The sequence below is a fragment of the Micromonospora sp. DT31 genome (genome assembly GCF_049841795.1).
Lineage (GTDB): Bacteria > Actinomycetota > Actinomycetes > Mycobacteriales > Micromonosporaceae > Micromonospora.
The window spans coordinates 199,586-212,832 of sequence record NZ_JBNCKZ010000006.1; the positions used below are offsets into that span (position 1 = coordinate 199,586).

Genomic DNA, 13,247 nt, shown 5'->3' on the forward strand with positions numbered 1-13,247 from the left:
ACAATGCCCCCGCCCGAAACGGACGGGGGCACCTCAGGAGTACCACCGGTTCGCACAATGGTGCGGTCGGTGGAGCCGAGGGGACTCGAACCCCTGACCCCCACACTGCCAGTGTGGTGCGCTACCAGCTGCGCCACGGCCCCTTGCGATCGTCCCGGGTCGCCCCGGGCACGGGAAGAACTATACACACGCCGCCGAGCATGGTCATATCGCGGGGTCCCGCACCGGTGCTCAGTTCAGCGCCACGTCGGGCGGGAAGTGGGCCACCGCGGCCATCATGCCGCCCTGCCGGCGCAGCACCATCGGCCAGAGATCATCCGGGCGGTCGACGAAGGCGTCGCCGGGCAGCGCGTCGAGCACGAACCAGGACCCCTCCTCGATCTCCCGCTCCAGCTGGCCGGCGCCCCAGCCGGAGTAGCCGGCGAAGACCCGGATGCCGCCGACGGCTTCGCGCATCTTCTCCGGGTCGACCGACAGGTCGATGGTGCCGACCGCTCCGGAGACCCGGTGGAACCCCTTCACCTGCGTGACCGGCTGGCGCATCCGCGCCAGGCAGATGGCCGAGTCGGGCTGCACCGGCCCGCCCTCGAACAGGACGGCGGGATCGCGTGCCAGCTCACCCCAGTCGCCGAGCACGTCGGCGACAGGCACCTCGGTGGCCCGGTTCAGCACCACACCGAGTGCGCCGCCGGACTCGTGGGCGACAAGCAGCACGACGGTACGGTCGAAGTTCGGATCCTTGAGCACGGGCGTCGCGACCAGCAGTCGTCCGGTCATCGACTCCATGGCTCGGCCACCGATCGCCTGCCCCTCACCCTGCATGTCGAACACCCGTCAGCCGTGCGCCCCTACCGGCGCGGGGTCGTCGACCGTCCACGCCGTCGACGCCATGTCTCGCACCATAGCTTGCGTCCCGCCGTCGGTCTAAGGTCTGAGTGGCGAGTGATCGGCACGATTCTGGGGAGGGATCGGATGGCGGCGGAAGCCGAACTGGCGGTAATCGGCGGGTCGGGCCTCTACGCCCTGCTGGACGGCGTCGAGCACACGGTGGACACCCCGTACGGCCCTCCGTCCGATCCGATCACGGTGGCCGAGGTGGGTGGTCGCCGGGTGGCGTTCCTGCCCCGGCACGGCCGGGACCACAGGTATCCGCCACACCGGATTCCCTACCGGGCCAACCTGTGGGCGTTGCGCTCCCTCGGCGTACGCCAGGTGTTGGCGCCCTGCGCGGTCGGCGGGCTGCGGCCGGAACTCGGTCCTGGCACGTTCGTGGTGCCGGACCAGTTGATCGACCGGACCAGCGGGCGCACGCAGACCTACTACGACCGGGGCGCGGTGCACGTGTCGTTCGCCGACCCGTACTGCCCGACCGGGCGTCGGACGCTGCTGGCCGCGGCGGCCGGGCGGGACGTGACGGCGGTGGACGGCGGGACCGTGGTGGTGATCGAGGGGCCGCGTTTCTCCACCCGGGCGGAGTCCCGGTGGTTCGCCTCGATCGGCGGCACGGTGGTCAACATGACCGGCCACCCGGAGGCGGTCCTCGCCCGCGAGTTGGCGCTCTGTTACACCTCGATCGCTCTGGTCACCGACCTGGACGCGGGTGTCGAGGCGGGCGACTCGGTCACCCAGGACGAGGTGTTCCGTGTCTTCGCGGAGAACACCGACCGGCTGCGCGCGGTGCTGCTGGACGCGGTCGCCGCGCTTCCCGCCGAACGGGAGTGCCCCTGCGGTGACGTGTTGGACGGCATCAAGCTGCCGTTCCCGCTGCCCTGAGCCCAGGCGAAGCGCCCGAAAAGTCACCCGGGGCCGGATAGATTCGGTTGTCGGGGACCGGGGCACCCGTCTCCGGCATCCACGGCCAGGGGATGGAGGCAGCCGGCGATGGCGACGGTGCGCGAGGCCACCTACGACCTGCTGCGCGCGCTCGGGTTGACCACCGTCTTCGGCAACCCCGGCTCGACCGAGGAGCCGTTCCTCCAGGGCTTCCCGGCCGACTTCCACTACGTGCACGCGCTCCAGGAAGCGTCCGCGGTCGCCATGGCGGACGGCTACGCACAGGCCACCGGGCGGCCCGCGCACGTCAACCTGCACACCGCCCCGGGCACCGGCAACGGCATGGGCAACCTGGTCACCGCCTGGCACAACCGGACGCCGCTGATCGTCAGCGCCGGCCAGCAGACCCGGGAGATGCTGCTGATCGAGCCGCGCCTGGCCAGCCCTCGCGCGGTCGAGCTGGTCCAGCCGTACGTCAAGTGGGCGCACGAGCCGACCCGCGCGCAGGACATCCCGGCGGCCTTCATGCGGGCGTACGCCATGGCGGTGCAACCGCCCGCCGGGCCGGTCTACCTCTCCCTGCCGATGGACGACTGGGACCGGCCCGCCGGTGCGCCGCCGCCGGTGCGTACCGTCGCCACCCGCGTCGCGCCGGACCCGGACCGGCTGCGCGGCTTCGCCACCGCGCTGGCCGCCGCCCGCGCCCCGGCGTTGGTGCTCGGCGCGGCCGTGGACCGGTCGGACGCCTGGCCGGCCGCGGTGGCGCTGGCCGAGCGACTGGCCGCCCCGGTGTGGGCCGCCCCGGCGCCGGAGCGGGCCGTCTTCCCGGAGCGCCACCCGCAGTTCCGGGGCGTGCTGCCGTACGCGATCGGTCCGCTGTCGGCGGCGTTGCGCGGGCACGATGTGGTGCTGGTGGTCGGCGCACCGGTGTTCCGCTACTACCCGTACGTACCGGGCGACTACCTGCCCGGGGACGCCCGGCTGCTGCACGTCACCGACGACCCCGACGAGGCGGCCCGCGCCCCGGTCGGGGAGAGCCTGCTCGGTGACGCCGGGTTGACCATGTCCGCGCTTGTGGACCTGCTGCCGCCGACCGACCGGCCCGCGCCGCCGCCCCGGGAACACCCGGCCCCGCCCGAGCCGTCCGATCCGCCCGGTGCCGACGGGCTGTTCGCGGCGCTGGCCGCCGCCTGGCCGGTGGACGGGGTGCTGGTGCAGGAGTCACCGTCCAACCTGGCCGCGTTGCGGCGTCGGCTGCCGATCGACAGGCCCCGCTCGTACGTCACGATGGCCAGTGGCGGTCTGGGCTTCGGGTTGCCGGCGGCGGTGGGCATCGCGCTCGCCGAACGCGACACCGGGCGCGGACGTCCGGTGGTGGCGGTGGTCGGCGACGGGTCGTTCCACTACTCGGTGCAGGCCCTGTGGACCGCGGCGCGGCTGCGGCTGCCGCTGGCCGTGGTGATTCCGGTGAACCAGCAGTACGCGATCCTCAAGGCGTTCGCCGAGTTGGAGCACACGCCGGGCGTGCCGGCGCTGGACCTGCCCGGGTTGGACGTGACCGCGGTGGCTCGGGGGTACGGCTGCGCGGCCGAGGTGGTGACGTCGCTGGAGCGGTTCGGGCCGGCGTTGGCCGCCGCACTGGCCGGGGACCGGCCGACGGTGCTGCCGGTGCCGATCAGCACCGAGGTGCCGAAGATCCTGTGAAGCTCAGCCCGGCGGGGCGGGTGGGCCGCCGACGACTGTGCGCCCCGGTCCGGGTGGACCGGGGCGCACAGTTCAGGTGGTGGAGGTGCCGGGAATCGAACCCGGGTCCTTCGCCGGTTTGTCAGGGCTTCTCCGAGCGCAGCTCGCTGTGCCTCTACTCGGCCCCACCGCTCACGCGAGCAAGTTGGTGTGACGGGCCCAGTCGCTGATTAATCTCGCCGCACGGACCCCGCGACCGGGTCCGATTGGCCAGCCTTCTAGCTGATGCCGGCTAACTGGGTCGAAGGCGCTCCCAGGCCGACAGACTCACTACTCGCCTCAGGCGGCGAGAGCGAAGTCAGCGCGATTTTGCTTGGCGCTTATTGGTTTCCGACGACCGATTCTCGAGACGACGTCGGCTTCCTCGGCTCGCTTCCCCTGTCGCTGCGTACGAAGTCGAAACCAGTCACCCCCTCGAAGGGCTGCCCGTGTCGGCAGCACACCAAGCCTAACGCCTGGCGCAACCGGATTCATCCCGAGGCCGGCCCGAGGCCGGCAACCGGACGAACCGGACGTCTCACTCGGCCATGCCCTTGCCGCGCCGCCCCACCGCCCGGGAGATCTCCCGCGCGGCGTCCCGCTTGGCCAGGTCCTGCCGCTTGTCGTAGGACTTCTTACCCCGGGCCAGGCCGATCTCCACCTTCGCCCAGCCGTCGGAGAAGTAGACCTGCAACGGCACCAGCGTCAGACCGCTCTCCTTGAGCTTGCCCAACAGCCGGTCGATCTCCAGCCGGTTCAGCAGCAACTTACGGGTCCGCCGGGGCTCGTGGTTGGTCCAGGTGCCCTGGGCGTACTCCGGGATGTGCATGGCGTGCAGGTAGAGCTCGCCGTCACGTTCCTGGGCGAACGCGTCGACAAGTGACGCCCGCCCGGCCCGCAGCGACTTGACCTCGGTGCCGGTCAACGCCATGCCCGCCTCGTACGTGTCGAGGATGGCGTAGTCGTGCCGAGCCTTCTTGTTGGAGGCGACCACCTTGCGCCCTTTTTCCCGTGGCATCGGTGCCACCTCCTCCCGATCGTCTCGCCGGCTGCCGGCCGGCGAGCGGAGATCATCCTACCGGAACCACAAGGGCCCTTCCGCGCGGTTTATTCCGGCGGAAGGGCCCCTCGACGAAGCCGTACCAGCGACTAGACCCGCAGGTAGAAGCGCAGCGTGACCCAGGCGGTGACCGCGCTGACCACGCCACCGACGGCGGCCATCAGCGGGAAGGTCAGGAAGATGTCGGACCAGGAGATCGGCGTGATCAGGCCCTCCAGGGCCGCCATCGAACTGCCGGCGGACAGTGTCTTCACCGCGATCAACGCGACCAGGCCGAGGATGGAGCCGAACAGGCCGGCGACCACCGCCTCCAGCACGAACGGCGCCTGGATGAACCAGTTCGAGGCACCGACCAGCTTCATGACCGCGACCTCACGCCGTTTGCTGTACGCGGCCACCTGAATGGTGTTCGCCACCAGCAGCAGTGCCGCCACCGCCATCACCGTGGCGATCGCCAGAGCGCCGTTCTGGAACCCGCTGAGCACGCCGAAGACCTTGTCGAGCAGCTTGCTCTGGTCGACGATCGTGTCGATGCCCTCGGTGGCCTTGTACTTGTCGTAGATGGCCTTGTACTGCTCGGGGTCGTTCAGCTTGAGCCGGTACGACTCGGGAAGCTGGTCCGGCTTGACCACGCTGACCAGATCCGGGGCGTCGGCGTACATCTGCTGGAAGCGCTCGTACGCCTGGTCCTTGTTGACGTACGTCGAGTCCCTGACCAGCGGGTCCTGTTCGAGCTGCTGGCCCAGCGCGTCGACCTGCTCCTTGGTGGCGTCGGTCTTCAGGAAGATCGAGACCTCGACGTTCTCGTAGTAGAGGTCCTTCATGTCGCCGACCTTCTGGTACAGAAGGCCGCTGCCGCCCAGCATGAACAGCGAGACCGCCATTGTGATGATCATGGCGACGGTCATCGTGACGTTGCGCCACAGTCCGACCAGTACCTCGGACAGGACGTACTTCATCCGCATCGGGATATTCCTCCGGCTCTCCGGCGTGAGGTGTTCGTCGAGGGTCTACGGATCGTCTACCGGCTCAGCCGTAGACGCCGCGGGCCTGGTCGCGCACGATGCGGCCGCTCTCGATCTCGATCACCCGACGCCGCATCTGGTTCACGATGTTGGAGTCGTGCGTAACCATCACGACAGTGGTGCCGGTGCGGTTGATCCGGTCCAACAGGCGCATGATCTCGATCGAGGTGTCCGGGTCCAGGTTTCCGGTGGGCTCGTCGGCCAGCAGGATCAGGGGCCGGTTCACGAACGCCCGGGCCACCGCGACGCGCTGCTGCTCACCGCCGGACAGCTCGTGCGGGTAGCGGTGCTCCTTGCCGCCGAGACCGACCAGCTCCAGCACCTCCGGCACGACCCTGCGGGCGACCGCCTTCGTCTTGCCGATCACCTCCAGCGCGAACGCCACGTTCTCGTACGCGGTGCGGTTGGGCAGCAGCCGGAAGTCCTGGAAGACGCAGCCGATGGAACGCCGGAAGTGGGGTCGCTTCCACGAACGCATCGACGTGACGTCCTTGCCGTTGACGACGACCCGCCCCTTGTTGGGCGTGACCTCGTGCAGCAGCAACTTGATGATGGTGGACTTGCCGGAGCCGGAGGGACCGATGAAGAAGACGAACTCGCCCTTCTCGATCGAGACGGACACGTTGTCGAGCGAAGGCCGGGACGCCTTCGGGTACGTCTTCGTCACTTGCTCAAGCTGAATCACGGGTCGGAAGTCTACGCGGTGTAACCGCAGAGCCAAGCCCCCCGCCCCGCCCAAGCGACACGCGTCATCGATTTACCCGGTCAAACCGAGATCGATGACGCGCTCTGTCGGAGTGTGATCACGCACCGTCAGCGGTGAGCTGCTGCTGCTTCCGCCAGCGGATTCCCGCCTCGATGAAGCTGTCCAGCTCACCGTCGAAGACCGAGGACGGATTGCCCGTCTCCTGCTCGGTTCGCAGATCCTTCACCATCTGATACGGGTGCAGGACGTAGGAGCGCATCTGGTCGCCCCAGGAGCTGGTGCCGCCGGTCTTGAGGCCGGCCAGCTTCGCCTCCTCCTCCTGCCGCTTGCGCTCCAGCAGGCGGGCCTGGAGCACCCGCATCGCGGAGGCCTTGTTCTGCAGCTGGGACTTCTCGTTCTGGCAGGTCACCACGATGCCGGTGGGGATATGGGTCAGCCGCACCGCCGAGTCGGTGGTGTTGACGCTCTGCCCACCCGGCCCGGACGACCGGTAGACGTCCACCCGGACCTCGTTCTCCGGGATGTCGATGTGGTCGGTCTGCTCGGTGACCGGCAGCACCTCGACACCGGCGAAGCTGGTCTGCCGGCGGCCCTGGTTGTCGAACGGGCTGATCCGCACCAGCCGGTGGGTGCCGGACTCCACGCTCAGCGTGCCGTAGGCGTACGGGACCTTCACCGTGAACGTGGCGGACTTCAGGCCCGCCTCCTCGGCGTACGAGGTCTCGTAGACCTCCGTCGGGTAGCCGTGCCGCTCCGCCCAGCGCAGGTACATCCGCAGCAGCATCTCGGCGAAGTCCGCAGCGTCGACACCGCCCGCGCCGGCCCGGATGGCGACCAGCGCCTCCCGCGAGTCGTACTCGCCGGAGAGCAGCGTGCGGACCTCCATCTCCTGGATGGCCTTGGTCAGCCCGGCGATCTCCGACTCCACCTCGGTCAGCACGCCCGGGTCGGACTCCGCCTGGGCAAGCTCCAGCAGCACCCCGGCGTCGTCGAGCTGGGAGCGCAGGTCACCGAGCCTGGTGATCTCGCCGTTGACGTACGACAGCTGCGACGTCACCTGCTGCGCCTTGGCCTGGTCGTCCCACAGGTCGGGTGCGGAGGCCGCCTGCTCCAACCGGGCCTTCTGCTCGCGCAGCTTGTCCAGGTCGAGCACGGCCTCGATGTTGCGCAGTGTGGCGTCGAGGTCCTTGAGCTGTTCGGCGTAATCGGCAGCGGTCACGACAGACAAGACTACTGCGCGTGCGAGGAGTGAGCTTGCGAGCCCCGCAGTCACACCCAAAAAAATCCCGCCCCGCCGGTGTCGGCCGGCTCGACTCAGGGGGTTGGTTCAGCCGACCGGGGCGGTCTTGAGCCAGGACAACGCCGCCTTGTGGTAGGCGACGGCGAACTCCAGCGCGCTGGCGTCGTAGGTGTCGCCTTCCTTCTTCGCGTTCTTGACCTGCTCCCGGACCGCCGCCAACGCCTCGGTGTGGTACTCGTTCGCCGTGGCGTACAGGTTCTTGAGCTGGCTCGTCGAGTGCAGGGCGCCGAACGCGATCCGTAGCGCTATCGGATTACGGACGGTGTCCTTGCCGGGATTCTCCGCCAGCCATCGGGAGAATGTCCGTTTCCCGGCTGCCGTCAGCGCGTACGGCTGGCTCATCCGCGGGCCGGGCTTGCCGAGGCGCACCAGGCCTTTCTCGGCCAGCACCGGAAGCTCCCGGTAGACCTGACTGCGGGTCATGGACCAGTACGGCGCCAGCCGGCGCTCAGCGGCGGCCATCAATTGGCCGCCAGTCATCGGGCCGTCGTGCAGCAGGCCGAGCAGGGCCGCCGCCGTCGGATTGACTCCGGATTCCGCCATGCCCTCTAAGCTGCCACTTTGTCGGCTCCGGTGTCCAGGATTTGCCGTTTTCGCCACTCGATGGCAGGTCCGATGTGCACTGTCGGCCGACGACAGTAGGGAAGGGGCCCCTCCTGAAGCACCCGTCTGTTAGGAGGGCCCCTCCGCACACCGCGCTCTCAGCCCATGTGCGGGTAGGTGTGGTCGGTCGGCGGGACGAACGTCTCCTTGATCGTTCGCGGCGACGTCCAGCGGACCAGGTTGTGCCATGAGCCCGCTTTGTCGTTCGTGCCGCTGGCCCGCGCGCCACCGAACGGCTGCTGCCCGACCACCGCCCCGGTCGGCTTGTCGTTGATGTAGAAGTTGCCGGCCGCGTACCGCATCTTCTCCGCCACCTGGTCGACCACCCGGCGGTCGGTCGCGAAGATCGACCCGGTCAGCGCGTACGGCGCGATCGACTCGGCCTGGGCGACGGCCTCGTCGAAGCGGGCGTCGTCGAAGACGTGCACGCCGAGGATGGGGCCGAAGTACTCGGTGGTGAACGTCTCGTGGGCGGCGTCGGAGCACTCGAACAGCGTCGGCCGGACGAAGTAGCCGACCGAGTCGTCGGCGGTGCCGCCGGCCAGGGTCCGACAGGAGTCGTCACCCTTGATCAGCTCCAGCGCGGCGACATGCCGGCCGAACGCCTTGTCGTCGATCACCGCACCGCCGAAGTTGGCGAAGTCGGTGACGTCGCCGTAGGTCAGGCTGTCCGCGGTGGCGGCCAGCCGGTCGCGCAGCCCACCCTCCCAGATCGACCTCGGGACGTACGCCCGCGAGGCGGCCGAGCACTTCTGCCCCTGGTATTCGTAGGCGCCCCGGATCAGCGCGGTGTGCAGCGCGTCCACGTCGGCGCTGGGGTGCGCGACCACGAAGTCCTTGCCGCCGGTCTCGCCGACCAGCCGGGGGTAGCCGCGGTAGCCGGCGATGTTGTCGCCGACGCTGCGCCACAGGTGCTGGAACACCTTGGTCGAGCCGGTGAAGTGGATGCCGGCCAGGTCGGGGTCGGCCAGCACGACGTCGGAGACCTCCTCGCCCCGCCCGGTGACCATGTTGATCACGCCGGGCGGCAGGCCGGCCGCCTCGAACAGCCGCATGGTGAAGTGCGCGGCGAACTGCTGGGTCGGGGCCGGCTTCCAGACCACGGTGTTGCCGAGCAGGGCCGGCGCGGAGGGCAGGTTGCCGGCGATCGCGGTGAAGTTGAACGGGGTGACCGCGTAGACGAAGCCCTCCAGCGGCCGGTGGTCCAGACGGTTCCACACACCCGGCGAGGACAGCGGCTGCTCGGCCAGGAGCCGGCGGGCGAAGTGCACGTTGAACCGGAGGAAGTCGATCAGCTCGCAGGCTGCGTCGATCTCCGCCTGGACGGCGGTCTTGGACTGGCCGAGCATGGTGGCCGCGTTGAGCGTGTCCCGCCAGGGGCCGGCGAGCAGGTCGGCGGCGCGCAGGAGGATCGCGGCCCGTTCCTCGAACGGCAGCGCCCGCCACATCGGCGCGGCGTCCTTGGCGGCCTGGACCGCGGCGCGGGCGTCCTCGTGGGTGGCGTGCCCGGTGACGCCCAGCACGTGCGCGTGCTTGTGCGGCTGGACCACGTCGATGGGTTCGCCGCCGGCCATCCGCCGTTCGCCGGCGATCGTCATCGGCAGGTCGATCCGCTCGGCGGCCAGCTCGGCGAGCCGTCGCTGGAGCCGCTCCCGGTCGGCGCTGCCGGGCTCGTAGTTGCGGACCGGCTCGTTGTGCGGCTCGGGTACGGAGAACACGGCGTCCATCACAGGCTCCTGGGCGATCTCGACGGCGACGGCGAAACCGGACCCGCGGGCGCCGGCCGGGTGACCGGACGCCGGACACCGCGGGGTGGGGCGGGTCGCGGCGGCGGGACCTGGACCGATTCTTTCACGGGACACCCCCGCCGGCCCGGCCTCCCCGACTGACGACTCGGTAGGCCATTTCTCCGGTCCTTCGGCAGGAGGCCGCACAAGCCCGCGAAACCTCGGGACCGTCGCACTTCAACCGACGATTCGTCGGAGCGGGGGCCCACTGCACCCCGGCGGGCCGCGGTGTCCGGGAGCGGCGGACGACGTCACCCGGCGAGGTGGAGTCGATCAAGGAGGCGGGCGGGGGCCGGAGTGCCGCACCGCCTGGCCGGGCAGGCCCCATGTGCCGCGTACCCTGGTTGGTCGGTGACCTGCCCGGCCCGGCCCGGCGACCGTCGAAAGGGAGACGATGAGCAACCAGCCCGGCAGCTCCACGGCCGCGGAGCCGGACAACCCCGAGGTCGTCGAACCAGCCGTCGTGGAACCGGCCGCCGACGAGCCGGCCGGCGCGGACACCGCCGACGCGAGGCCGACCGGCGACGGCCCGACGGCCGTGGTGCGACCAGAGTACGCCCCCGCGGCGCTGGTGCTGGCCGCGCTCTCGATCGGGTGGCTCGCCGCCATGCTCTGGTCCACCCGGGAGGCGATCACCTCGACCGCGGCCGGCGTCACCGCGATCAGCCTGTCCGCGTACGCGCTGCCCGGCGTGATCACCGCGGCCCTGCTCACCGGCGCCACGGTCGCGCTCGCCGCGACCAACCGACTGGGTCGGGTCACCCTGCGCTTCCTGGCCACCGTCGGCACCGGCCTGCTGGTCGGGCTCCTGACCGCAGTGGCGATCAACCTGACGTACGCGGACAACGCCACCACGAACACCATCGCCGGCACGGCTGCCGCCGCCTCGATCATCGGTGGGGCGCTCGCCGGGGCGCGCCAGGCCCGGGTGGTGGCCGCGCTGGCCGCCGCGACGCTGGCCGCGCAGGTCTTCGTGGTGCTGTTCAGCCGGGCCCGGGACCCGCTCTCCGAGCTGTTCGGCGCCGGGGAGACCCAGCAGTCCGTGATCGACGCCGCGAAGTGGGTCTCCCGTACCGAGTCACTGCTCGCCGGGCTGCTCGTGGGCTTGGTGGCATTCCTCTACCTGGCCTGGTCGCGCCGCCGCGCGGAGCGTCGGGACGGCGTGGCCGCGCCGGTGCGGTGGCCCGGTTACCTGGTGGCCGGCGCCGGCGCGGGCCTGCTCCTGCTGCTCACCGAGGTGATCATCCGGATCGGCGGGCGCGGACTGCTCGACCTGGCCGCCGCGCTCAGCGAGGCCGACGAGGTGGCGCAGACCGCGCTCGGCACCTCGCGGGTGGACAACGGCATCTGGGTGCTCTTCGTGGGTGCGTTGACCACGCTCATCGCCTTCGGGCGCACCCTCGGCCCGCGTCCGGTCGAGGACGGGCAGGACGAGCCGGCGTCCTGAGCGCTCGACGGCTCAGCGGGCGTCGCGCAGCAGCAGGTCCAGTTCGGTCACGTCGTACCACTCAAGTTCGTGGTCCTCGGCCCCGTCCACGGTGAACTGGGCGTCCGGGTCGCCGGCCTGGGCCTCGGCCACCACCTCGACGGCTGCGGCCACGTCGTCCGCGGCGTCCGCGCCGTCCACGTGCAGCGCGGCGACCGACTTCACCGGCACCGGCCCGGCCGGCTGGACCGCGCTGGAGCCCAGTTCGCCGGCGAGCCGGCCGACCGCACGGCCCGGCAGGTCGACCGAGACGACCACCCGTCGCCGCGGGGCGGCGGGATCGGCCCGCAGCAGCAGGAGCGCGTCCTGGGCGGCCCGGGTGAAGGCGACGTATTCCAGCTCCTCCTCGTCACCCTCGGCGTACCACTCACGCAGCTCCGGCGTGACCGCGTGGGCCGACTCGACGGTCAGGCCCTCCTCGCGCAGCCGGGCGAGCATGGGCACGGTCGCCGGCAGGTAGACCCGGACAAGCTCGTCGGACACCGGTCTCTCCCCCGCACTCAGGCCACCGGTCGGCGGACGCCGACTCCCGGGCGCCGATCATGCCGTACGCCGAGACCGTCATACACCCGACGACCCGTCCCGGCGAAATCTGCCGACGGTGTGTCCCCGGGAGGAGGATCGGGAAACGTCATGCGCTGGTGGCAAACTGAGTCAAACGAAGCCAACCCCGGGAGTCACCGTGGAGTCGAGGTTCCTGCTGTTGTCCGACGTCGCCGCCGAGCTGAACGTCTCGGACTCGCAGGTCTACCACATGGTGCGCAGCGGCGAGCTGCCGGCGATCAAGATCGGTGGCCGGGGTCAATGGCGGGTCGAGCGTGCCCGGCTGGAGGAGTACATCGAGCGCAAGTACGCCGAGACCGCGGAGTGGGTACGCGGCAACCCGCTCGGGGAACGCGACGCCGAGTGACCCCCCACTGACCGTGGGCCATTGACGATGACCCTCGCCGTCCCGGAAGATGAAGGCTGTCGGAGGCAAACGAAGGCAAACGTAAGGACTGAGGGCTGACATGGTCGACACCCGGCGTCCCCGATCGCCACGCCCACCGATCCGCCTCCGGCCTGCTCCGCCGCTCGACCCGCCCTGCGCCGACGAGGAGTCCGCCTGGGGCCCGGCCGGCCAGTTGGCCCTGGACCTGGTCGACCCGCGCCGCCGTGATCCCGGGCGGCCGGCAAGCCGCGCGGCCGACCCGGCCCCCGCCTGGCCCCGCTGGTCCACGTCCGGGCCGCACGCGGGCGGGACGGCGCCACCCGGCACCGTCCACACCGCCGGCACCGGCCGACCACCGCACCCGCCCAGTCCGGCCCGGCCAGCCGGTGGCGCCCGCCCACTGCCGACCGCAGCGGCGCCGACGGCACAGGTCACCGCCACCCCCGAGGCGGCCCGGGCCGCACACCGGTTCGTCCGCACCTTCCTCGAGGTGGTCAACGGCTTCCGCCCGCCCGGTCAACTCCGCCCGCTCTGCCTGCCCGAGGCGGCGAGCCTGGTGTCGGCCGAGCTGGGCCGGGCAGCCCGTCGGGTGAAGCCGGTACGCAGCCGCACCACCCGGCCGGCCCTGCTCCTGCGGCGCCTACGGGTCTGCGAACCGCGCGCGGGAGCCGTCGAGGCGACCGCCGTGTTCGCCGGGCCCGGCGGCACGAGCTGGGCGGTGGCCCTGCGCCTGGAGCGCCGCCGTGGCACATGGTTGTGTCTCGTCCTCGACGTCCTCTAGGCCAGGGGGCGACCAGCCTGCGGGCGCGAGCCGGACGAACGCCGACGGGCCCCGGCCGTAGCCGGGGCCCGTC

13 protein-coding genes, 1 tRNA gene and 1 other RNA gene are annotated in these 13,247 nt (G+C 71.0%); 5 read left to right on the forward strand and 10 right to left on the reverse strand.

Annotated features, from left to right (window positions below; genetic code table 11):
- Positions 1–70 precede the first annotated feature (70 nt).
- Together ACLQ2X_RS13050 and ACLQ2X_RS13055 are read right to left on the reverse strand one after the other, a co-directional pair.
- A tRNA-Ala gene (locus ACLQ2X_RS13050) sits at positions 71–143 on the reverse strand.
- A gap of 88 nt (positions 144–231) precedes the next feature.
- Positions 232–822: a YqgE/AlgH family protein gene (locus ACLQ2X_RS13055; protein ID WP_425681394.1), complete on the reverse strand. Its 591-nt coding sequence runs from the start codon at positions 820–822 to the stop codon at positions 232–234.
- A 150-nt stretch (positions 823–972) separates the two neighbouring features.
- Here ACLQ2X_RS13055 and ACLQ2X_RS13060 point away from each other — a divergent pair, with 150 nt between their 5' ends.
- Together ACLQ2X_RS13060 and mdlC are read left to right on the forward strand one after the other, a co-directional pair.
- Positions 973–1,773 carry an S-methyl-5'-thioadenosine phosphorylase gene (locus ACLQ2X_RS13060; RefSeq protein ID WP_425681395.1) on the forward strand — a complete coding sequence of 267 codons (801 nt, stop codon included), beginning with the start codon at positions 973–975 and terminating at the stop codon, positions 1,771–1,773.
- A gap of 108 nt (positions 1,774–1,881) precedes the next feature.
- The gene (mdlC, locus tag ACLQ2X_RS13065) at positions 1,882–3,477 is read left to right on the forward strand and encodes a benzoylformate decarboxylase (protein WP_425681261.1); all 1,596 of its coding nucleotides are present in this window, start codon (positions 1,882–1,884) and stop codon (positions 3,475–3,477) included.
- Positions 3,478–3,554: 77 nt separating this feature from the next.
- Here the strand turns inward: mdlC and ssrA are convergent.
- The 7 genes from ssrA to pruA form a co-directional block, all read right to left on the reverse strand.
- Positions 3,555–3,930: a transfer-messenger RNA gene (gene ssrA, locus ACLQ2X_RS13070) on the reverse strand.
- A gap of 103 nt (positions 3,931–4,033) precedes the next feature.
- Positions 4,034–4,513 carry an SsrA-binding protein SmpB gene (gene smpB, locus ACLQ2X_RS13075; RefSeq protein WP_425681262.1) on the reverse strand — a complete coding sequence of 160 codons (480 nt, stop codon included), beginning with the start codon at positions 4,511–4,513 and terminating at the stop codon, positions 4,034–4,036.
- Between the two features lie 131 nt (positions 4,514–4,644).
- Positions 4,645–5,520 (reverse strand): permease-like cell division protein FtsX, encoded by an 876-nt coding sequence (gene ftsX, locus ACLQ2X_RS13080; RefSeq protein WP_425681263.1) that lies wholly within the window; start codon positions 5,518–5,520, stop codon positions 4,645–4,647.
- A 64-nt stretch (positions 5,521–5,584) separates the two neighbouring features.
- A complete protein-coding gene (gene ftsE, locus ACLQ2X_RS13085) occupies positions 5,585–6,265 on the reverse strand; it encodes a cell division ATP-binding protein FtsE (protein ID WP_013284225.1) in 681 nt (226 codons plus the stop codon).
- Between the two features lie 118 nt (positions 6,266–6,383).
- Positions 6,384–7,505, reverse strand: coding sequence for a peptide chain release factor 2 (prfB, locus tag ACLQ2X_RS13090; protein ID WP_425681264.1), 1,122 nt, complete (start codon positions 7,503–7,505; stop codon positions 6,384–6,386).
- A 108-nt stretch (positions 7,506–7,613) separates the two neighbouring features.
- The gene (locus tag ACLQ2X_RS13095; protein WP_425681265.1) at positions 7,614–8,129 is read right to left on the reverse strand and encodes a helix-turn-helix transcriptional regulator; all 516 of its coding nucleotides are present in this window, start codon (positions 8,127–8,129) and stop codon (positions 7,614–7,616) included.
- A 158-nt stretch (positions 8,130–8,287) separates the two neighbouring features.
- Positions 8,288–9,916, reverse strand: coding sequence for an L-glutamate gamma-semialdehyde dehydrogenase (pruA, locus tag ACLQ2X_RS13100; RefSeq protein WP_425681266.1), 1,629 nt, complete (start codon positions 9,914–9,916; stop codon positions 8,288–8,290).
- A 454-nt stretch (positions 9,917–10,370) separates the two neighbouring features.
- On the opposite strand from pruA, the gene ACLQ2X_RS13105 reads away from it, so the two are divergent.
- The gene (locus ACLQ2X_RS13105; RefSeq protein ID WP_425681267.1) at positions 10,371–11,423 is read left to right on the forward strand and encodes a hypothetical protein; all 1,053 of its coding nucleotides are present in this window, start codon (positions 10,371–10,373) and stop codon (positions 11,421–11,423) included.
- Between the two features lie 12 nt (positions 11,424–11,435).
- On the opposite strand, the gene ACLQ2X_RS13110 is transcribed toward ACLQ2X_RS13105, so the two are convergent.
- Positions 11,436–11,945, reverse strand: a complete 510-nt coding sequence (locus ACLQ2X_RS13110) for a DUF6912 family protein (protein WP_425681268.1) — start codon at positions 11,943–11,945, stop codon at positions 11,436–11,438.
- 199 nt (positions 11,946–12,144) lie between these two features.
- Here ACLQ2X_RS13110 and ACLQ2X_RS13115 point away from each other — a divergent pair, with 199 nt between their 5' ends.
- The gene (locus ACLQ2X_RS13115) at positions 12,145–12,372 is read left to right on the forward strand and encodes a helix-turn-helix domain-containing protein (RefSeq protein WP_099162455.1); all 228 of its coding nucleotides are present in this window, start codon (positions 12,145–12,147) and stop codon (positions 12,370–12,372) included.
- A gap of 100 nt (positions 12,373–12,472) precedes the next feature.
- Positions 12,473–13,174 (forward strand): Rv3235 family protein, encoded by a 702-nt coding sequence (locus ACLQ2X_RS13120; RefSeq protein ID WP_425681269.1) that lies wholly within the window; start codon positions 12,473–12,475, stop codon positions 13,172–13,174.
- The last annotated feature ends 73 nt before the right edge of the window (positions 13,175–13,247 follow it).

Coding starts and splice junctions, on each gene's coding strand:
- ACLQ2X_RS13095 (WP_425681265.1), bottom strand. CDS start 8,129: ATGGCGGAATCCGGAGTCAATCCGACGGCGGCGGCCCTGCTCGGCCTG.
- ACLQ2X_RS13055 (WP_425681394.1), bottom strand. CDS start 822: ATGCAGGGTGAGGGGCAGGCGATCGGTGGCCGAGCCATGGAGTCGATG.
- ACLQ2X_RS13105 (WP_425681267.1), top strand. CDS start 10,371: ATGAGCAACCAGCCCGGCAGCTCCACGGCCGCGGAGCCGGACAACCCC.
- ACLQ2X_RS13120 (WP_425681269.1), top strand. CDS start 12,473: ATGGTCGACACCCGGCGTCCCCGATCGCCACGCCCACCGATCCGCCTC.
- pruA (WP_425681266.1), bottom strand. CDS start 9,916: ATGGACGCCGTGTTCTCCGTACCCGAGCCGCACAACGAGCCGGTCCGC.
- ACLQ2X_RS13060 (WP_425681395.1), top strand. CDS start 973: ATGGCGGCGGAAGCCGAACTGGCGGTAATCGGCGGGTCGGGCCTCTAC.
- ftsX (WP_425681263.1), bottom strand. CDS start 5,520: ATGCGGATGAAGTACGTCCTGTCCGAGGTACTGGTCGGACTGTGGCGC.
- smpB (WP_425681262.1), bottom strand. CDS start 4,513: ATGCCACGGGAAAAAGGGCGCAAGGTGGTCGCCTCCAACAAGAAGGCT.
- mdlC (WP_425681261.1), top strand. CDS start 1,882: ATGGCGACGGTGCGCGAGGCCACCTACGACCTGCTGCGCGCGCTCGGG.